The sequence below is a fragment of the Pseudomonas sp. KH_021 genome (genome assembly GCF_057838865.1).
The window spans coordinates 56,843-77,433 of the sequence record NZ_JBYQOU010000002.1; the positions used below are offsets into that span (position 1 = coordinate 56,843).

Annotated in this window: 17 protein-coding genes and 1 pseudogene; 9 read left to right on the plus strand and 9 right to left on the minus strand. The window is 55.7% G+C overall.

Annotated features, from left to right (window positions below; genetic code table 11):
• Window positions 1–10 precede the first annotated feature (10 nt).
• Window positions 11–1,366: an NAD(P)-binding domain-containing protein gene (locus tag AC3IX4_RS29090; protein WP_489261567.1), complete on the plus strand. Its 1,356-nt coding sequence runs from the start codon at window positions 11–13 to the stop codon at window positions 1,364–1,366.
• A 134-nt stretch (window positions 1,367–1,500) separates the two neighbouring features.
• Here the strand turns inward: AC3IX4_RS29090 and AC3IX4_RS29095 are convergent.
• Window positions 1,501–2,297 (minus strand): annotated as a pseudogene (locus AC3IX4_RS29095) (sulfite exporter TauE/SafE family protein).
• Between the two features lie 447 nt (window positions 2,298–2,744).
• Between AC3IX4_RS29095 and AC3IX4_RS29100 the strand changes: the two are divergent.
• The 8 genes from AC3IX4_RS29100 to arsJ are packed head-to-tail and all read left to right on the plus strand — an operon-like array spanning window position 2,745 to window position 8,620.
• Window positions 2,745–3,158, plus strand: coding sequence for an arsenate reductase ArsC (locus AC3IX4_RS29100; protein WP_489261568.1), 414 nt, complete (start codon window positions 2,745–2,747; stop codon window positions 3,156–3,158).
• 9 nt (window positions 3,159–3,167) lie between these two features.
• Window positions 3,168–3,539 carry a metalloregulator ArsR/SmtB family transcription factor gene (locus AC3IX4_RS29105; RefSeq protein ID WP_010455862.1) on the plus strand — a complete coding sequence of 124 codons (372 nt, stop codon included), beginning with the start codon at window positions 3,168–3,170 and terminating at the stop codon, window positions 3,537–3,539.
• Window positions 3,540–3,566: 27 nt separating this feature from the next.
• A complete protein-coding gene (locus AC3IX4_RS29110) occupies window positions 3,567–4,037 on the plus strand; it encodes an arsenate reductase ArsC (RefSeq protein ID WP_489261569.1) in 471 nt (156 codons plus the stop codon).
• A gap of 17 nt (window positions 4,038–4,054) precedes the next feature.
• Complete coding sequence (gene arsB / locus AC3IX4_RS29115) at window positions 4,055–5,128, plus strand: ACR3 family arsenite efflux transporter (protein WP_489261570.1); 1,074 nt, start codon at window positions 4,055–4,057, stop codon at window positions 5,126–5,128.
• A complete protein-coding gene (gene arsH / locus AC3IX4_RS29120) occupies window positions 5,121–5,837 on the plus strand; it encodes an arsenical resistance protein ArsH (RefSeq protein ID WP_489261571.1) in 717 nt (238 codons plus the stop codon). Before arsB ends, arsH begins: the two co-directional genes overlap by 8 nt.
• A gap of 12 nt (window positions 5,838–5,849) precedes the next feature.
• On the plus strand, window positions 5,850–6,362 hold the full coding sequence (locus AC3IX4_RS29125; protein ID WP_489261572.1) for a phosphatase domain-containing putative toxin: 513 nt from the start codon (window positions 5,850–5,852) through the stop codon (window positions 6,360–6,362).
• 23 nt (window positions 6,363–6,385) lie between these two features.
• Entirely contained in the window at window positions 6,386–7,390 is a 1,005-nt protein-coding gene (locus AC3IX4_RS29130; RefSeq protein WP_489261573.1) for an ArsJ-associated glyceraldehyde-3-phosphate dehydrogenase, read from the plus strand.
• A gap of 9 nt (window positions 7,391–7,399) precedes the next feature.
• Window positions 7,400–8,620, plus strand: a complete 1,221-nt coding sequence (gene arsJ / locus AC3IX4_RS29135; protein WP_489261574.1) for an organoarsenical effux MFS transporter ArsJ — start codon at window positions 7,400–7,402, stop codon at window positions 8,618–8,620.
• 1,029 nt (window positions 8,621–9,649) lie between these two features.
• Here the strand turns inward: arsJ and AC3IX4_RS29140 are convergent.
• The 8 genes from AC3IX4_RS29140 to AC3IX4_RS29175 form a co-directional block, all read right to left on the minus strand.
• A complete protein-coding gene (locus AC3IX4_RS29140; RefSeq protein ID WP_489261575.1) occupies window positions 9,650–10,078 on the minus strand; it encodes a TetR family transcriptional regulator in 429 nt (142 codons plus the stop codon).
• Window positions 10,075–11,964, minus strand: coding sequence for a site-specific integrase (locus AC3IX4_RS29145; RefSeq protein ID WP_489261576.1), 1,890 nt, complete (start codon window positions 11,962–11,964; stop codon window positions 10,075–10,077). The genes AC3IX4_RS29140 and AC3IX4_RS29145 overlap by 4 nt, the downstream gene beginning before the upstream one ends.
• Window positions 11,961–13,634, minus strand: coding sequence for a hypothetical protein (locus AC3IX4_RS29150; protein WP_489261577.1), 1,674 nt, complete (start codon window positions 13,632–13,634; stop codon window positions 11,961–11,963). Before AC3IX4_RS29150 ends, AC3IX4_RS29145 begins: the two co-directional genes overlap by 4 nt.
• Window positions 13,634–14,782 (minus strand): tyrosine-type recombinase/integrase, encoded by a 1,149-nt coding sequence (locus tag AC3IX4_RS29155; RefSeq protein WP_489261578.1) that lies wholly within the window; start codon window positions 14,780–14,782, stop codon window positions 13,634–13,636. The genes AC3IX4_RS29150 and AC3IX4_RS29155 overlap by 1 nt, the downstream gene beginning before the upstream one ends.
• Window positions 14,783–14,920: 138 nt before the next feature.
• The gene (locus tag AC3IX4_RS29160) at window positions 14,921–18,073 is read right to left on the minus strand and encodes a hypothetical protein (RefSeq protein ID WP_489261579.1); all 3,153 of its coding nucleotides are present in this window, start codon (window positions 18,071–18,073) and stop codon (window positions 14,921–14,923) included.
• Window positions 18,074–18,172: 99 nt separating this feature from the next.
• Complete coding sequence (locus AC3IX4_RS29165) at window positions 18,173–18,652, minus strand: hypothetical protein (RefSeq protein ID WP_489261580.1); 480 nt, start codon at window positions 18,650–18,652, stop codon at window positions 18,173–18,175.
• Window positions 18,653–18,731: 79 nt separating this feature from the next.
• The gene (locus AC3IX4_RS29170) at window positions 18,732–19,172 is read right to left on the minus strand and encodes a hypothetical protein (protein ID WP_489261581.1); all 441 of its coding nucleotides are present in this window, start codon (window positions 19,170–19,172) and stop codon (window positions 18,732–18,734) included.
• Window positions 19,172–19,642, minus strand: a complete 471-nt coding sequence (locus AC3IX4_RS29175; RefSeq protein WP_489261582.1) for a hypothetical protein — start codon at window positions 19,640–19,642, stop codon at window positions 19,172–19,174. The genes AC3IX4_RS29170 and AC3IX4_RS29175 overlap by 1 nt, the downstream gene beginning before the upstream one ends.
• Window positions 19,643–20,591: the final 949 nt, after the last annotated feature.

Consider the following 20,591-nt stretch of genomic DNA (forward strand, 5'->3'; position numbering starts at 1 on the left):
GGAGTCGATCATGGATAACACTCACCTTCCCGTCGCCATCATCGGTGCGGGCCCAGTGGGCCTCGTCGCCGCAGCTCACCTCCTGGCCAGAGGTATCACTCCGCTGATACTGGAAGCCGGTCCGGTAGCTGGGGCCAGCATTGAAGAATGGGCGCATGTGAAGATGTTCTCTCCGTGGCCGTTCAATGTTGACAAGGAGGCGGCCAAACTTCTGCTGGCCGATGGTTGGACTCCACCACCGGAGAACGAGTATCCAACGGGGCGTGAACTGCTGGACCGGTTTGTTCGACCTCTCGCGGACCTCGAACCGATCAAGCGTCACTTGCAGCTTAATACCCGTGTTCTGGCCGTCACGCGCGTCGGTCAGGATGTGATGAAGACCCAGGGCAGATCGGCAGCTCCTTTTTTACTGCGTGTCACAGGGCCATCGGGTGAGCGAGATGTGCTGGCGAGTGCTGTCATTGATGCCTCGGGCACCTACCTGACACCGAACTGGATGGGCGCCCATGGCATCCCTGCATTGGGCGAGATCGAGCATGCAGCGCACATTGCGTACTGCATTCCGGAGGTGCTGGGTCGTGCGCGGAATCGCTATGCCAACAAAAGAGTGCTGGTGGTGGGTGGTGGTCACTCCGCGTTTAACGCCCTACAGGATCTGGTGCGTCTGATTCAGGAGGCACCGCAAACCAAAGTGCTCTGGGCGATCCGGGGTAATTCTCTTGAGCGCATTCTGGGTGGTGGTGCGAATGATCAATTGGAAGAGCGCGGAAAGCTCGGCCTGAAGATTAGCCAATTGCTGAATGACGGCGTGATCGAGCTGTTCAAAAACGTCGCTATCGATCAGGTTGTAGGCAATGGCCAAGGGTTGGTTGTGAAGGCGGGAGACCAGATACTTCCACCTGTGGACCAAATCATTGTGGCGACTGGATTCCGACCTGACATGAGCCTGCTCGCCGAGTTGCGTATCGCAATTGATCCCGCAACTCAAAGCGCAGTGTTACTCGCTCCTATGATTGATCCCAACGAACACAGCTGCGGTACGGTCAGACCCCATGGCGCGGTAGAGCTGGCCCATCCTGAGGAAGGTTTGTTCATTGTGGGGATGAAGAGCTATGGCCGGGCACCTACGTTCTTGTTGATGACGGGGTATGAGCAGGTACGGTCTGTTGTCGCGGCATTGGCGGGCGATTGGGATGCGGCCAAAAGGGTTGAGCTGGTCCTCCCGGAGACTGGCATTTGCAACTCGGATTTCGATGAAGTCGATGATCGTTTGAAGGCTTCGGCAAGTCAGACGTCTTGTTGCGGCGCTGGAGTAGCAATTTCTGAGGTCGCACCTCGTGCCGCGTCGGGTTGTTGCAAAGGCTAGCGCACATCCACCGGTACCCGCCCCTACGACAGGGGACGGGTCAGGTCTGACCGCCTTATTTCTTACGCGTGCTCAGATGGTGCTTGTGCGTCCTCTCGTGGTGGAGAGCCAGTCCAAATTGATCGAGCCAGAAATCAACTATGACGCCATACCTTGACTGAGGATATCAACAGAATTGCCGCGAGCAGCGGCAGCAGATATGTCGTCGGGATCAGACCTAATAATTGTCCGCCGATGAATGTTCCGACGATGGAACCCGCGGCCATGATCAGAATAAAGGGTCGCTGGGCTCGGATTATTGAAAAGCTCTGGTCGCGACTGTATCGCGTGAAGCCCACAATCATTGTGGGCAGGCTGACAGCAAGTGAGAGGCTGCCGGCGAGCTTGATATCAGCACCGAATAGAAGAACGATTGTGGGTATTAGCAACTCTCCCCCAGCGACGCCCATCAACGCCGCAACCACCCCAATGCCGAAACCGACAACGATCCCGACGATAGCCAGTATCACGCCATGAAACAAAGGGGTTCCAGTAGCGCTTGTCTCATGACCGAACAGCAAAGCGGCGGCGATCCCTACAAGCAGCACTGCCAATACGCGGTACAAGGTTTTGCTTTTGAGTTTGGTTGCCCACCCAGCTCCAAACCACGCACCTGCGAGGCTTCCGGCTAGAAGCGTGACAATAATATCCCATCGCTCAAACACCGCAGCATAGGGGACAGCAAACGCACGGAAAGGAAGGGCCGTAGCTACCACAACAAGACTCATAGCCTTGTTGAGGATAATTGCTTCCAGCGCACCGAAGCCGAACAGTCCAATGAGCAAGGGCAGTCGAAACTCCGCACCACCCAAGCCAATCAATCCGCCTAGAGCGCCGATGATAGTTCCGCTACCGAATATTGTTTTTTGTTTTTCTCTCTATCGGGAGTCATCGTTCTCTTTCTTTCCTTGCCCCGAAAACTGAAAGCCGCCTGCGTAATTCCCCTGAATGTCCTAGTCATTCACGAATCCGCTGACAGGTTGGATGCCGGTAAAAACAGCCCCGCGACGTTATAGCGAGCGATGGCAATTGTCTATGAAGCACGCAGAGATGATTTAGGACTAGCGCGGCCTGTCCTGTCGTGGATTTTGGAATGCGGTATCGCAGTCAGATCGCACGACCTGGCTAGGGGTTTGTTACATTTATCATATATGCAAAAACTCAGATGTTTCGACGTATCAGACTAGCCTGATCTGAAATTTCGTTCCGCCTAGCACACGTAAACGATACCGTTCAGCGCATCCTAATGGGTCTTGTTGAATGAATTTATCACCAAGGCTTTACGCCACATGCGGAAAAACATATATTCGTTTAACCGCATATAAGCTGAGACTTCACAATGACCAGCAAAGCCAGTGTCCTGTTTGTTTGTACCGCCAACGCTGCCCGCTCTCAGCTGGCCCAAGCGTTGCTGAGGCATACCGATTCGCAGCATTTCGAGGCGTTCAGCGCCGGCACAACTCCGACTCAGGTAGATCCGCGCACCTTCGAGGCGCTATCACACAGCGGTGTGAGCACCGAAGGATTACGTAGCAAGTCGATAGACGAGTTCCGTGATGAGCGTTTCGATTACGTCATCACCTTGTGTGATAAAGCCGCAGCGGAATGCCTGTCTTTACCTGGAGCCGGTGAGGCATTGGCCTGGAGTTTTGAAGACCCGGTCACCAGCACCAAACCCGATGCCTTCCGTCACACCCTTCACGAAATTCATGAGCGCATCAAGATGTTCGTCTTGGTCAAAAACAAACACTGAGAAAACGATATGGCTGACCATCTGACACCGACCACTGTTTTCAAATGCCTGGCTGACGACACTCGGGTCCGCACAATGATGCTCATCACCCGTGAAGGAGAGCTTTGTGTTTGCGAGCTGACCTGCGCGTTGAACGAGAGTCAGCCAAAAATCTCCAGGCACCTAGCGCAACTGCGTACTTGCGGCCTGTTGTCGGACCGTCGGCAAGGCCAATGGGTGTATTACCGACTGCACCCGAATCTCCCTGATTGGGTTCATCAAGTGCTGACCACCGTGCTGGAAAGCAACAAGCACTGGTTGAGCCCTGATGCCAAACGCCTTGATGAAATGGGTGACCGTCCTGAACGGGCAGCCGTGTGCTGTGAAAGCAAAATCGCCTGATTCCGCCTTCGACTACGAGATCGCTCGATGAAAATCCTGTTCCTCTGCACTGCCAATAGCTGTCGCAGCATCCTCTGTGAAGCGGTCTTCAATCACTTGGCACCGGAAGGCATGAAAGCCTACAGCGCGGGCAGTCAGCCCAAAGGTGAAGTGCATCCGCTGAGTCTCAAGACATTGGAAAAGGCTGGTATGTCGACGCTCGGGCTGTTCAGTAAGTCCAGCGATGTCCACGTGAACTTGGCACCTGATTTCGTCATCACGGTGTGCGACAAGGCTGCCGGTGAGGCCTGTCCGGTATTTTTCGGGCCGGCCACCAAGGCCCACTGGGGGCTGGCCGACCCCTCGGAATACCACGGAACTCAAGAAGAGATCGAGGCGGCTTTTGAAGCCACTTTGGAGCAGATCAAAACCCGTATTGAAGCCTTCCTGGCTATACCGCTTGCCCAACTGAGTGCCGAACAGCTCAAGGCAGAGCTGGCCCTGATTGGCACGCTGTAACCACAGGAGCAATGACCATGAGTAAAAGCCGCCTTTCCTTCCTGGACCGATACCTGACCCTGTGGATTTTTCTTGCCATGGCCTTGGGTATCGGCTTGGGGAGCCTGTTTGAAGGCTGGCCGCAGTGGCTCAACAGTCTTTCTGTGGGCACCACCAACATCCCCATCGCTATCGGCTTGATCGTGATGATGTATCCGCCTCTGGCCAAGGTTCGTTATGAGGAACTGCCGGAAGTCTTCAAGGACAAGCGCATCCTCGTTTTGTCTTTGGTCCAGAACTGGGTCATCGGCCCGGTGTTGATGTTCGCACTGGCGATCATCTTCTTGCGGGACCAGCCGGAGTACATGACCGGCCTGATCCTGATCGGCTTGGCGCGTTGCATCGCGATGGTGCTGGTGTGGAATCAGATCGCGGGAGGCAACAATCAATACGTTGCTGGGCTGGTGGCGTTCAACAGCATCTTCCAGATCCTGTTTTTCAGTCTGTATGCCTGGGTCTTCCTTGGGCTGTTGCCGCCGCTGTTTGGACTGGAAGGCAGTGTGATTGAGACCAGCTTTGTCAGCATTGCCGAGTCCGTCCTGATCTACCTGGGTGTGCCGTTCCTGGCGGGCTTCCTGACCCGCAGGATCCTCATCGCCCGTAAAGGTGAAGCTTGGTTCCAAGAGCGCTTCATTCCGAAGATCAGCCCGCTGACGCTGGTGGCACTGCTGTTGACCATCGTCGCCATGTTCAGCCTCAAGGGCGACGTGGTGCTGCAATTGCCGCTGGATGTGTTGCGTATTGCGATCCCTCTGACGATCTACTTCGTGGTGATGTTTTTCATCAGCTTCTGGATGGGCAAGCTGCTCAAGGCTGACTATCCGCGCACCACCGCACTGGCTTTCACAGCCGCAAGCAACAACTTTGAACTGGCGATTGCTGTGGCCATTGCCACCTTCGGCCTGGCTTCCCCGGTCGCCTTTGCCACGGTGATTGGTCCGCTGGTGGAAGTACCGGTACTGATTTCTCTGGTCGGTGTGGCCCTTTGGTTGAAACGCCGCTGGTTCGATGAATCCAAGAGCGCCGTTGCGCAGGACAAAGACTATGTTTGATGACCATATCCCCCAACTCGATACCGAACTGGTTGATCTCCCATCGACAGACAAACTAGGTATCGAAAAAACCTCCATCCATAAGCCGCGCATTTTGCTGCTGTACGGATCGACCCGTGAGCGCTCTTTCAGTCGCCTGTTGGTAGAGGAAGCCGCTCGGCTGCTGGAGCACTTCGGCGCAGAGGCGCGGATTTTCAATCCGTCGGGTTTGCCGCTGCCAGATGACGCACCCGACGATCATCCGCGTGTGAAGGAGCTGCGCGATCTGATGCTGTGGTCCGAGGGGCAGGTCTGGTGCTCTCCAGAACGTCACGGTTCCATGAGCGCAGTGTTCAAAGCTCAGATCGACTGGGTGCCACTCGCGATGGGCGCGGTACGCCCGACCCAGGGTAAAACCCTTGCGGTCATGCAGGTGTGCGGTGGCTCGCAGTCGTTCAACGTGGTCAATCAGCTGCGAGTGCTGGGACGTTGGATGCGCATGTTCACCATCCCCAACCAATCCTCCGTGCCGAAGGCCTATATGGAGTTCGACGATAACGGCCGGATGAAGCCTTCTCCGTTCTACGACCGCGTCGTGGATGTGATGGAGGAGTTGGTGAAATTCACGCTGCTGCTTCGCGACCGTCAGGACTATCTGGTTGATCGTTATTCCGAGCGCAAAGAGTCAGGGGGAGAACTCATGAAACGTGTCAATCAGCGCTCCATCTGAGGATTTTTCACCGTGCAACAACACCCTTATTCCGTACTGCCTCTGGCACAGTTCAATGGCCAATTGATCTTCACCCCGTGCCCAGGCACGAAGGGCACCCGACCTTTCGAGGCGTTGCAAACCCTCAAGGGCGCAGGGGCCTCGGCGTTGCTGACGCTGATGCCGACAGAAGAGTTGCTTCAGAACGAGATCGACCTGCTGCCGGAAGAATGCCAAATGCTTGGCATCGAGTGGTTTCACCTGTCCGTCGAAGACGATCAAGCGCCTGGCGAAGCATTCAAAGCCGCATGGGAACAGCACCATCCACGACTTAAGCAGCTGCTGACCGAAGGGAAAACCATTGCCATCCATTGCAAGGGCGGCTCGGGCCGTACCGGTTTGATCGCGGCTCAACTGTTGATCGAGAGCGGTGTGCCCTTCAGCGATGCCATCCGGGATGTTCAGTCGTTGCGTCCTCGCGCCATTCAGCATCCTGCCCATATCGAATACATCGGCCAGTTTGACACCCCGTCGAACTCCCACTGACAACAGATAAAGAGCACAACAACATGACTATCAAAGTTGGCATCAATGGTTTTGGACGGATTGGTCGCCTCGCGCTGCGAGCCGCCTGGAACTGGCCAGAATTCGAATTCGTGCAGATCAACGATCCGGCAGGTGATGCAGTAACTCATGCGCACCTGATCAACTTCGACTCTGTGCATGGTCGTTGGCACAACGAAGCCAGTGCAGAAGGCGATCATGTGGTGATTGGCGGCAAGCGCATCAAGGTGACCGCGAACAAAGCGATTGCGGACACCGACTGGTCGGATTGCGATCTGGTGATCGAGGCCAGCGGCAAGATGAAAACCGTCGCTGTGCTTCAGGCTTACCTCGGCCAAGGCGTAAAGCGCGTGGTGGTCTGCGCTCCAGTGAAGGAAAAAGGCGCGCTGAACGTCGTCATGGGCGTCAATCATCAGCTGTTCAATGCGGCGGAACATCGCATCGTCACGGCTGCTTCGTGCACCACCAACTGTCTGGCGCCCGTGGTGAAAGTGATCCACGAAAAGCTGGGCATTCGCCACGGCTCGATCACCACCATTCACGACCTGACCAATACCCAGAGCATTCTCGATCAGCCGCACAAGGATCTGCGTCGTGCACGTGCATCCGGCATGAGCCTGATTCCAACCAGTACCGGCTCGGCCACCGCCATTGCCGAAATCTTCCCGGAGCTGCGTGGACGCCTGAATGGTCACGCCGTACGCGTGCCGCTGGCCAACGCTTCGCTGACTGACTGTGTCTTTGAAGTCGAGCGGGCCACTACTGTTGAAGAGGTCAATCAGTTCCTCAAGGACGCCTCCGAGAACGAGCTGAAAGACATCCTTGGTTTCGAGGAGCGTCCGCTGGTGTCCATTGACTACCGCACTGACCCGCGCTCATCGATCATCGATGCGCTGTCGACCATGGTCATCAACGGCACCCAGGTCAAACTCTATGCCTGGTACGACAACGAGTGGGGCTATGCCAACCGCACCGTCGAACTGGCCAAAATGGTCGGTCTGGCAGTCTAAGGAGCGGTCATGAAAGCGTTGTCAGCCCTTGCGCCGGAAGTGCGGCAGTACCTGCTCGTTACGGGCAACTACTGGGCCTTCACCCTCACCGACGGTGCTTTGCGCATGTTGGTGGTGCTGCACTTTCACGCGTTGGGTTACAGCCCACTGCAAATCGCGGCATTGTTTCTGTTTTACGAACTCTTTGGTGTGATCACTAACCTGGTGGGTGGCTACCTCGGCGCCCGGTTGGGTCTGAACCGAACCATGAACATCGGGCTGGGCCTCCAGGTTGCGGCGCTGTTGATGCTGACGGTTCCTGTGGCCTGGCTAACCATCCCTTGGGTGATGGGCGCTCAGGCTCTGTCGGGGATTGCCAAAGACCTGAACAAGATGAGTGCCAAAAGCTCCATCAAGCTTCTGGTTCCGGATGGGCAACAGGGCAAGCTCTACAAGTGGGTGGCGATCCTCACCGGCTCGAAGAACGCACTCAAGGGTGTCGGCTTCTTTCTTGGTGGAGCCTTGCTGGCACTCATCGGCTTCAAAGGCGCCTTGCTGGCCATGGCGGGTGTCCTGGCGCTGATCTGGATCAGCAGCTTGATGTTGTTGAAGAAGGACCTAGGCAAGGCCAAAGCCAAGCCAAAATTTCGCGACATCCTGTCCAAGAGCCGGGCGATCAATATCCTCTCAGCGGCGCGAATGTTCCTATTCGGCGCCCGCGATGTCTGGTTTGTGGTGGCCTTGCCGGTGTACCTGAGCAGCGTCTTCGGCTGGGACTTCTGGCAGGTTGGCGGCTTCCTGGCGGCCTGGGTGATTGGCTACGGCATTGTGCAATCGTTCGCGCCGCGAATCACCGGCAAGAAACGTGGGCACGTACCGGATGGTCGTGCGGCATTTCTGTGGGCACTTGCGCTGGCGGGTCTGCCTGCGGCCATTGCTCTTGGGCTGAGCACCGGGTGGTCACAACAGGTGGTGTTGCTCGGCGGACTGATGGTCTTTGGCGCGCTATTCGCGGTGAATTCGTCGTTGCACAGTTACCTGATCGTGTCCTACGCCAAGGAAGACGGTGTGTCGCTGGATGTGGGCTTTTACTACATGTCCAACGCAATGGGGCGACTGATCGGCACGGTGCTCTCCGGCTGGGTTTATCAGGTGTATGGGTTGGGCGCGTGCTTGTGGATATCGAGCGCATTCGTGCTGTTCGCAGCTTTGATTTCGATTGCATTGCCTCGTCACGCGCTTAGTGAATGACTGCTTTTGGCTGTGGCTACCTGTGTGGGACGTTGTTGATCCCCACGGTTGGAAGCGGCACTCAAGTCGAGACGTCAGCCACAAGGCTGCAAGCGGTGGCAATATGGCGGAAGGGGACTGAGGAAAGGAGGCTGAAAAAGCAGATGTGGGGCACGTGCCGTGCTGGGCATCGGATACAAAAAAACTAACCCCCTGGTGCGCAGTACGGGACAGGTCCCGCCCGAGGCGTGGGGGCTATTCTTGGGCCAAATACTAGCACGAGTATGAAGGCAGACCAAAGTGGCTGCTGTGACCGATGGCTTTCGACTGTTGCCCCAACTGGTGGAAGCAACAGATTGGCTAAATCGTACCGCGTGATTTGAAAAAATGTTGCGCTTGACAGCCTAACGAGCTGCTGTTGGAATCCAAAATGTAATATGACCGCTCATAAGCCCAGCGGTCATAAAATATGGAGCAGGCGTGCCTGCGGGCCCGAGCGAGCACCCTCAAGCGAGGTCAGATTTTAAGCATCGCATATCGCTTTGTTAGGTATCGGCTAACTTTTCAACATGAAAGGGAATCTGAAAACAGATTCCCTTTTTCATTTTTGAGATTTTTTCCTCAAGACTGTAATTCAGGTTAAGCAGATCGACCGGTTCCCGCTAGCCCGTCGGCAGCCGGAGGGAATTACAAAAACACAAACGTGCCGCCGAAATAATGACCTACAGCACCCCGGCGTTTAGCTGGCACAGTCGTCCTGGTCGCAGGGCAGTCGGAACTTTTAGTTTGGCGGGCCGCCCGGTTTTCTTAGTCGTTTGGAGAATTGTTCTACTTCGACAGTGAACCGGAATCTTTAGTCGTCAATCCCACGCTGCCTGTCTGCGCAGGTAGAAATCGATGAAAGCAGCCAGCGATGTGTCTGGGAAACTAGGGGCAATCCGACATTTACGGTTGTGGAGGAGCTAGTGCTTCAAGCCGGATACAATCGTCGGCGACCAATGACGAAATTAGCTGCTCAGAAGGATGCAGTTGCAAACCATGCAAAATGACCTATTCGTGCGGTTTTCTTGAAGGCAGGTCGACCACCTTACGGTCGCTCATTTTAGCCTTGAGCACTCGGTTCTCGTCCATTAGCACTTCGTTGATGGACGCGAACTTGGCGACCTTGGCACGCAGCTCCTCGATTTCCTGACGGTAGGCTGCCGACTTCTTGCGTTCGGCAATTAAGTCCTGGTGCTTCACATCACACATGGCGCGACTGGAGCGACCTTGAGTCTCGCGGATAGTCTCGGCAATTACTGGGTAGTGATTGTGGATAAGTGCCGTCGATACGCCCGCCTCGCGGGCGACTGCTGCGATGGTTACCTTGGTTTCCCCAGTGTGGGAACGGCCTTTTTGAATGCGGTAGAGGGCGAGCTTCAGATCCTTTTCACGATCTTCAGCCGGCTTGTAGTTGGTTGTCTTGTCCTTGGGTTTCATGTGATCAGCGTCTCCGAGTCCATGCCTAACTGAACCAGTACGTCTCGGCAGCGATTCAGGTCGCGCTCAACGCGTTGGCGGCCGCCCTCGCCAATATCCGGGCAATTCAGCAGCCCTTTCAGATCATCATAGAGTCGCTGGTAGATCATCGTGTGGCCGCGCCCGATGACGGCATTGTTGCAGTTGCCGCAGCGAGTACGTTCAAGGGTATTGCCAACGCAACCGTCATTATCCGCCGTACACCAGGCATGGCCGTTGCTGCGAATAGCGGTGCTCTCGGCAATCGACTTCAGCATTGAGGCGTGGTCCTTGAAGATCAGCAAGTTCTGCGGCTCTCGCTGCCACTGCTTGAACGCACGCCCATAGCCCCCGGCCAAGGGGTCGTCATACAGCCAGTTATCGACGATGCCGAGTTTTATATCTTCCAGCTCACCCTGAATATCTGCGTACAGATCAAGGTCCAGATGCTGACCCCAGCTGTCGTCTGTGGCGTAGCCCAAGGTCATGTCCAGCGTCCAGTGCGCGTAATGCTCCTTAAGGTAGCGCAGGTCACCGAAGCGGCTGTGCGTAGCGTAGTTGGCAAACTTGCGGCGGAATTGGTGGCTGGCGAGACTCCAGCTCAGACCGCAATTCTTGGCGAATGCCTTGAGGTTAGAATCCCAAGAAGTGTTGCTAAGCGTGCGCACCTGGTTGCCTTTTCTCATACATGCGCCGAGAAAAAGCGCATGGCGGTGATTGTGTATCTCGCCGATTTGCGAATCATGAGGGTTGACGCGTCGCAGCTGCACAATCTCGGCGGCGAGCGTGGCTTGATAGGGGGCGGCCCAGCGCTCCATCAGGCGTAGAGCACGCACGGCGGCCTCAGGGATCATCCATTCATGGATACCGGCATCGGTCTTGTCCGAACGTGAATGCATCCAGTGAAAGACGGTACCCTCATCGTCCTGGGTGCGGTGGTGCGCGCCCGACTGCACATTGGCCAATTCGTGGTTGCGACAGCCGGAGGTGCTGGCCAGGATGATGTAGCAGGCCGTGCGTAGGTCGATTAGCACCCTGTTGAATACCCTCAGACCACCCTCCCAGCCAAGGGCGTGCAGGTGGCGGTTCTTCGCCTCAATGAAGGAAGATACTGACAGCCCCTTTCGCCGCGCCGCCTGGGCATCCAGCGCGTCGCGCAGGTCAAGCAGATGTTGGCCGCGCTCAACCTGCTGGTAGGCCCGCTCGAACAAGGTGCAAAACACGTCATCGGGAATTAGCGGCGTCTTGCCGCTCTGGGTGCCGCTGCCGGTAAGCCCCGCCATCGCCATAGCGGAAGTCTCGGGCCAAGGATGCTGTGGCATCGGGTCGTCGGTGTAGTGGCTCAGTTCATGGAGCGCTTCGACGGCCTTGAAACGACAACGCAGCCCACTCTGCGACAGCGGCTTGCCCTCGGATCGACTGGGTTGGCGGTGTGCTTTGCAGACTGCCACATAGCTCTCACAGACTAGGGGTGTCACCGCGCCAAATGTGTCGACCTGCAGTGCTTCCAAGTGGCGTAGGAATGGCCTTGCATCAGAGAAAATTTGTCGAACTATGGAGCCTTTAGGACGACCCGCCCTGAGACGCCCGCGCCGCAGATAGCGGTACAGCAAAGCTTTCATCACCGCCCGAAAGGCAGGTGGCACGGTGCCGAAGTCCAAGCGTTTATGGCTGGCCGGCATGTTGCTCGTGAAGCCATTGAGTTGCCAGACGTCGTCGCCGAAGCGGCTGACGACGACCCACTGTCTATCCACCTGAGTAGCGCTGATGATCAGGGCGTCGCGTTCGGATTCCGGGAGCCCACGCGCATCGCCCGACTGGGCAGCAAAGAGATCCCAGGGTTGCGCAGTCAGGGTGTTGTCGGTCATGCAAGGACCTCCAGATTGTCGATTAGATCAACCGACCAAAATGGGTGCGGTAGGGTGCGGGCGCGCTCACGGGCGGCCTCCACCGCTGGGGCCTTGAAGATGCCGCGCCGCAGCCCTTCGGCGATGATGTAGTGATCGATCAAGCGGGGGATGTGGGCGTATTCCCGTGCCCAGCGACGCTTGTCCATGCGCGAGCGCTCTGACAGCACGCGGAAGTAGAAACTGAACAGCTTGTACAGATCCTCGCCGGTCACCGCGTAGTGCGGGCAGCGCAGGCAGTTCATGAAGTTCATACAAGTCTCGCCCTCGCGCTTCGGGGCGTACTGGCCGTCCACCGGGTCGGCGCATCGGCCCATGGGGGTAACCTTATAGGTTGCGCCGATGGTCTGAGTTAGCAACTCCTGCACCAGTACCTCGCCCATGAACTGCCAGTTGCGGCGGGCATCTTCTCCGGGCGCCAGGTAGTTTTGGTCGGTCACCAGAAGGCTATTGCCGAGCGCGGCGGCGGTGGTTGCTAGATCGCCGCCGGTCAGCTCGAAGATGCGGTTGGCGAAGGTTTTACGCAGGCGCGAAATGTTGATGCGCAGTGGCTTCCCGTCGCTATCGATCAGACTATGCTCGGTTACAAAGCGGTTTGTCGCCCATGCCAACGCTTCGTTGCTCAACGCCGTGACTTGGCCTTTGTCGCTGCGAATACGATATAGCCACACTCGGCCCTTAAGGCCGTCCGGGGCCTCTCCATCTAGGGGCTCGGTCAGGGCCATCACGCGGCGGATCAGGTGCTCCACGTTGGTTCTCACGCTCGGCGTGGACTCCAGAAGGCGTTCGGCGTCCGACTCGGCGCGTAGCGCCACCTTGCTGGTGTTGTAGCCGCGCCGCTTCCACAGCGCTAGGAACACAGTGTTGTCCTTGGGGTGCGGATGCAGGCAGTCGCGGCCCATTTCCAACAGTGGCGTGGTATTGCGTCCAGTGTGCAGCGCCACGACCAGCAGGGCCAGGCATAGGAGTTCGCCGGTCACAGGCGTGTCGTCACTCCAGATCGGATTGATTGCCTGCCGCAGCGCTACCGTGAACGCTTGCCGTTCGCGCTTGGACAGCGCCGTCTCGCCTTTGGCCTTGCGGTTGCTGTTCGGGAAGGGATTTCGCGGAAAGGTGGCCGTATCACCGGAGGCGACCAGTGGGATCAGCCCACGCCGCCCCAAGGCGAGCAGTATGGCCTTGGTCTTCGTGAAGGTGTTCTTCTGAGCGGTAGTCGCCACGCCCCGTCCGGCCAGATGGCCGAGATAGCCATCGATCAGGTCCCGGGTCACATCGGTCAGGGTCAATTTCCGGCCAAATGCCTTTGCCCGGAGCACGCAGTAGGTGAGGAAATGGCGCAGTCCATCCTTGCAGTAGCCGACCACGGTGCTGGCGGCGAGGGCATCCTCCTGGCCGGCGAGGAAGCGCTCGATCTGGCGTTGGCAGGTATAGGTGATGGCATCGATGCCAGCGCCGTACCAGCGGGCAAAGTCGAAGCTACGGCAGCTGGAGGCGTTCCGCTCAAATTTGACCATGGTGTTCGTCGGAGGGATGGCCTCGGGCAGAATGACCACATTGCCTGCCATGTCGCGGCTGTGTTCGACTTGCGGGACGTTGAGATCGGTCTTGGCAAATACCTTGCGCTTGCCCATCAGGCCGCCCCCGCCAGTGCGTTCAATTCATCGTCATAGGCCAGCACTGCCTCGTCGGCCATTTCGTTGACCAGGTGCAGGTACACCATGGTCGTCTGAATCGAACTGTGGCCGAGTTGCCTCTGAACGAACACCAGGGGCTCCAGCCCGCTCGCAGGGTTACGTTGGAGGCTGACCAGGGTATGGGTGGCGTAGCTATGCCGAAGCATGTGCGTATGGACCTTGATTCCAGCCCGCTTGCCGGTCTCGCTGATGATCCGGTTGAGACTCTTACCATCGTCCCCATAGGGTTCGCCGGACTGGTTGAGGAACAACGCCTTTTGCAGGGTCTTGCTCAGCGAGGCACGTTCGCCTCGCACCTTCGTCACATATCGATAGAGTTCGGCCATGAACTGGCGGCTGACGTAAATATCTCGCGACTTGCTGCCCTTGGTCACCATGTCGTTGCCGTCGAACGGATCGAGCCGAATGCGGAGGTTGCGTTCGGTTCGTCCAGCCTTGCCCGGTTCGAAAACATAGGCCAGCGGGAAGGCAGCGATTTCCTCGCGGCGCAGACCCGTATGCAGCGCCATGCGCATTATCATGCGGTGATGGGGGTTTTCCGTTGAGGCCAGGAGTGCCTTGATCTCGGCCATGCTCAGGAATTTGGGCAGGGCCTTGTGGCCACGCGGCATCACATCGTTTGTCATGGCCTTGCCGCCGCTGGCATCAATATGTGCAAGGAAGCCTGTTTTCCGCCTCACGGCGCGTTCTTCATAGGCGAAGGGTAGGCGTTTTACCCACCCTTCTTTCAGCGCGAACTCGTAGAACTTGCAGATGTAATGCAGGCGCTGGCGAGTGGTGTTCGGTGCCAGTTCGCACGCCGCCAGACAGTAGTCCCGATAAGCCGCGACAAGGCTTTTGGCCTCGCCACGATCCACGTCGCGCCAGTCAATCTCATGAGCCTGGAGAAAGCTGAAGAAGTCGTACAGTGCGCGTCCGGTACTGGGCCATGAACGCTTAGAGCCAATAGCCCCGCGAAGCAGGTAGTGACGAAAGAACTGATTCGCCGGGACGCAACTCTCCATCGAGTCCCATAGCAGAATGGGAAACCGTGAATAAGGTTGCCCAGCGATCACCAAATCCTCAGTAGCCCACACAAGCTCCATCTGCCATCCCCTGCACTGACCAGACACCCAATCCCTTTGTCCGCTCTGACAGAGTTAGGGCCATTAGATCGCCCCTTCAAGCACAATCTCAGCACTAGCTATGAGCTTGTAAGTGGCTGTTTCTAAGATAGTGGATATCTAACACTTGCAAGGCGCCGGATCTTCAAGAGCCCAAATAACCTTCTGGTAGGGGAATTTGTTGTCGTCGGCACTGAATGTCACCGTGACAATGGTTTTGACAGAAACGGTCGCGATGATTTCTGCAATTCCCAGCCACCGATCCACGCTCAGGGTTGATGTCACGTCTCCAGTTTCACCCCTGCTCCGTAGTTGCGGAGCTATCCAGACCAGTCTCGATTTTCCAGATCCGTCTCTGGCTTTCAGGGCTGAAAATCGATGATCGAAAGAAAGCGTGTTCTCGACCTCAAGTTGCAAATGTTGGGAAGCTTCGCCTGTGTCACGACCAAAAAACAGCGGTACTGCGCCGTTCGGATATGCGCTGATAGGTAACACCCTCAATTGAAGCGCTCCCAAATCGGGCCGGCCAAATCGGCGCCGTTCCAGTTCTCGGGCAATATCCGGCGATCTATTCCATCTCAAATACTCTTCTGATATATCGGCCCACAATTGCTCCGTTGGGTGGCAGGAGGCGAGAAAGTGAGCGGCGTTGTTGCACCCGAAACCCACGTAGCTCAAATTGGACTTATACCCAACCAACCCTATGGGAATAAAAAACGAGGGACGGGTAATGAGTCGCTGTTTGCCAGCGTTTGAACGGTAGTGCTCACGACGCCAAGCTTCGGCGAATTCGCTAAGGGTCCCCTGATCTGAAAGCAAGGTTTTGAATCGGTCAGCGTTAAGGGTCAGCTGGTTGAAAATTTCAACTTTCGCTTGAGGCGATTTGAATGGTGAACGCTGGCCAAGCCACTGTTTAGCCTCCGACCACTCATGCTGAACCACTTCCGCGGCGCTCTTTTCCTGGAAGGTTACCCATTTACGTGATGCCTCGCCGATCGCCCGCTTACCTAGTCTAAGGACGATGCGATGAACCCAGACAAAAGGGCTTACACGATCATCGCGTTCAGCCGCAGAAGGAGAGGCGTATAGCACCAGTTGTGATTTCCCGGTCAAGACCAAACGTAGAGGTTCAAAGCGGCGCTCATGGGCAAATGCTTCGATGGCGCTCAGTCGCGATCCTAAACCGTGTTGAAGCATAAACAGGAGGTCGAGCATCACCGTCCACTCTGCAGGTGGTGTTGATCCCTGAAACCTGGGAAGCGTGGCGCCTTTGTTAGCCGCGCGCCATCGAATGACGGCCTTGTTTACGAGTTCCTCCGCTTCATGTGCTTCCGTGATGCCACCATCCAGCAGAGCTTGTCGCAGGCGTTCACGCATCGGCGCTTCGTGCACGCGCTCCTGCTCAGTGAATTTAAGTGCTTGCTTAAAGAGCTCGATGTATTCCACCGAATGAACGCGTGAACGACGGTCGAAGATATAGCGTCGAAGTTGTTCCGGATCTACGGCGTCCAGGACCAGAAAGGGTTCGGCGCCGTGGGATAGGTTCACGGCTTGCGTGAGGTAGACCTTCGACTGGAACACTGTTTTATTGTCATGCCATCTCGATCGCCTCGCATCAACGTCCACGCAAATGGCGCTACCATCAACGTATGCCAAAGCTACTCCGCTGCTATGTACGGGATCTGCTTTGAAGTGCATCAGACCTGGTGAGGTCTCCTCGCCTTTCAGCCGCCACCAGAGGCAGTAAACCCGTGAACCTGGCGAGAGGTAGCTGTTCATCTCTTTAATCCATTCAGAGACATGCTGCACGCGCTCACGCGGCAGCATTGATTCACCATCGTCGTCATGAATGAACCGCAGGTATTTCTCCTGAAAAGATAAGCTCACAAAATCCAGTCCTTGGGGTTCTGTATAGAAATCGCCAAATAGTCGGAGACGGTGATCCAATCCAGCCATAAGAATCAGGAATCGTTTGTAATGGAGCGCGGCCGCTTCGAATGCACTGAGAGACTTGGTGTATTTCAGAGAATCGAAGGTAATTTGCTCACCGCCCACACCTGTGAAAATGGCGTCAGATTCACCTTTCGAGGGAAACAGCCTTGAAGCTCCAAGATGCGTTGTTACAGGAGAATCGACGCAGTAGATGTTCTCGCCGTCCCTGACCAGAAGAAATACTGCGCGGTTGGTCTGGTTGCGGTGGTACCCCTCGAATGCATTTTCGTAATGGAGATCGCGGCGAGTGCTGCACATACAGACAATGCAGCGTTCCGTAGGAAAGATTTGATCAACGAAAGCCGGGCTTGATTCAAGCAAACTCGCCATGCCATTGAAGCTCTGATGATCGGTAGACTCGTCGACGTGAGTGAAAACAGATATTTCTTCGACCATGACAAGCTTGCTCTGCATGACGGTAAGAGGTAGCAAGGGGCATGCGCTTTGGCCTTTGTGAAGAGCTGTGACCTCGACACCTTTCCCGATGTAGAGATCGAGGCTTTGAATTCCAGTCATGATTTTGTCGACGTAAACTCGGACTTCCTCAGTGTGGGCCAGGGCTGCAGCGCCATACTCATCGAAATAGGGGGTCATGCGCTTGATTGCTTGCTCGATCTCCTTGGTTTTACTGGTGATCCAATTACCTTGAATGGTCGCGATCGTATGAGATCTTTCAGCCTGGGCCTTCATAACCGCAATTGAGCTCTCGGTAATGCCGCTGGCGAGAAAGCTGGAAAGGTTCTGAGGAACAGGAGCACTCGTGTCGACTACAACCGGAAGACGATCTTGAGCCTCGGCGGAGCGAGGCGTCTTGCGATCGATTTCCTCGAACCCCGCAGCGATGACCGCAGCCATTTTCTCGGGGCTGGACTGGGTATCGACGAGATCCTGTTGGAGTGCGAAAACACGACCTTGAGCGACAGTTAACTCCCGCTGGCGTATCTGCTCATGACCTGGTTCAAATTCGAAGGATTGAAGAAACGTCGAAAGTCGAAAGTCGTGTGTTTGGCAAGTGATGCACCCGGTCCGAACTTCACCTTTTTCATCGATCCACTCCACCTCCTTGTACTGTCCGTATTGGTCAGGGTGGGCCCTTAATGAAAGGGTATGTGGTTGGTTATCAACCCATGCGATGGATTGAATGAGCAACACCATGTCTTTCTTGATGGCGTACTTGGGAACGTCTTCAAGTGCCCTCCAATATTGACCTGCAGAGAGGGACTGGAATTTTTCGATGCGTTCGAACGCGGGTTTGTCTTGAGGCGTGAGGATATCGTTCATGGCTGCCAGCCTAATGTTCTGATGGGTCTTCTTGGAGCAGCGTACAGTCGATGATGGAAATGCAAGGGGGCCCGAAGGCCCCCTAGTAGAAGTGTTTTTTCAGATGCTCTTGAGGTACATGGCATAGATGCCGATGCCAATGCCGGTAACGAAAATTGCAATCGCGATGACCTTAATGATGTTGCTGTTGTGCTGTTCCGCACGGTCGAGCCAGCGGCATGCTGTCTCGGCCCAAATAGTTATTGCCATCATGATCGGGTAGAGGACATAAGCAGTCGGGATGTCAGTACCGATTGATGCCTGGTAAAAGATTTCGCAGGCCATAGCGAAAATCGTCAGCGTAATTACGTTCACCAAACGGGCTTTCTGCGCAAGGTCTTCGCGGGCGCCGATCTGTTGTACGAGAATCGAGAACATGAAGGGGATAAGGGGCAGGGTGGAGTCCAGCTGGCCTTTTTGAAACCAAAAGACCGCGACCATTCCGGCAGTGCCCAGAATGTAAGTAAGACTCGGAATGAAGAGCTGTTGTTTACGATGGCTGAACAGGCGCGGAGGGCATTGTGAGGCAATAGTCGACATGGAGGTTCTCTCTGTACAGGGGTATTCGTGGATGAAATGGATCAGCTTGATCATCTGCTTGATAGAAAAAACGCAAGCGTTAGCTGGCCAGTCCGGAGAGGGGCGGGCCGAATTTGATTCGGTCGTATAGCGTGGTTGGTCCGCACAGCTCGGATAGCAACGCTCGTGTTTCAGATCGATTTGTGGGGGCAGCTTCAATCGTTATCCGATCAAGCTCCCGTAGGAACTGATCTGTTGCACTCAACCAGTGGACAAGGCCTGTCGCGTTTTTGAAGAGATCAGGCGCGTACTGAATGATTGCTTCGGTGGTTTCACGACATTCCTTGATGCGAAAAAGAGCGCCTCCGTTGTGTTCCTCTACGTGGCGGGCAATTTTCGTGATGTGGTTTTGCAGTCGTTCGCATTCGCTCGCCGTATAGTCAAGGCGGTCTTCTTTCGCACGGAGAGCGCTATGCAAGCGCCAAACGACCTTTGCTAAAACCACCGTGGATAGAGCGAAAAGTCCGACCAAGATTTCCATCACTCAACTCCTTTACCCGTTTTTTTGAATGGAAGAATCTGTGCAGTAGGACGCGGGTCAGACCAGGTGCTCAGTTCCGAAAGCAATGAAGAGATTTGAGGAGTTCGGCGTTGCCGCACCGATTGGGCTAATGCGTCAAGTTCGTCGTAGACAGCCTTGGCAGAACCTTGGTGATCGGTGTCGGCGAACGTCAGCATAAAATTTCGGACCAGGTCGACGAGCATAAGACCGGGGTTGTCCATGTGTTGAAGTACACAGGCGTTGGAGAACAGACCTAGTTGCGATGGAGCAGTCTCCTCAAAGAAGAGAGGCCCCATTTCAGTGAGAATCGAATCCAGTGATTGCTCAATCTTTCCGCGTTGGACTGAGTCAGTTCTGATGTCGAAGCATTCACCGGTGGGTTTAGTCATCTGCTGCAGCGCGCGCATTACTGCCACTACGGGTGGCTGCGACGAAAAGAGATTACTCATAGGCATGACTTCCGTTGAAACTGAGTGAGCTGTCGCCGCATCCAGAGCGGAGGGAAGGACAGTGTTCATATTGAAGTGGCCCCGGTATCCCCGATGGTCTGTTAGCCCCCATTGAGGGGGCTATCGATGTTGGGATTAAGAGGCGAGATCAGGCTCAAGTTATCCGGCGCAAAGAAAATGCAAGGCCAGGTAGCGATGGGGAAAAATCAGATCTTCTACGCCAGGTAGGCGGGTAGTAATTCAGGACGCTGGGCTTTCAAACCCTCGCAGAGCTCAGTCAGCTGCGAGCGGAGTTCAGCCTCATCAAGTGCTTTTCTGCTCGGGACCGCGTGTGGGATTACTATCTGACTTCCATTCGCGGTCTTCCAGTCGAACGCGATGAGGTTCAAAACTGGCCAGCCTGGTTGAGGGACGGTCCACCCCTTCGACTCCCGCATGTAGTGAAGAAAAATGAAGGGAAGAGTCTGAAGTGCGCTTCCATGGTCTTCTGGTTTAGCCAGATCGACAAACCGGGTGCATTTTATGTAAAGCGCCAAGGGAGTGTCCGAAACGTCTTTCGATAGTTCTTGCAGCCATCTCTGGTACTGAAGGTCCCTGCTATTAATCGAAAAGAACGCCTTCGGGTGAACCTTGGAAGCATGCCTAAGGCCGCTGTCCGCGCTAAAGCTTTGAATCCAGATTTTGACTTGTCTGCGAGGGCCCGCCATGTCACTGATCTCCTGTCCCGTATTCGTAGACGATCGAACGACCGTCGTCGGATTGAATGCCAGTTTCGCTCGAAATCCTCATCCGCCTAGCCTGATTCAACCCCCATGGAGGGGGCAATCACCCAGTCTGTAGACTTCTTGGAACGGCCATCATGCAGTGAGTGATTGTCTTTTTTGAGGGCCGAAAGCACCATGTCTAAAGTTACGCTTGCGTGTATGCGCTATACGTTCTGTCTACTGGC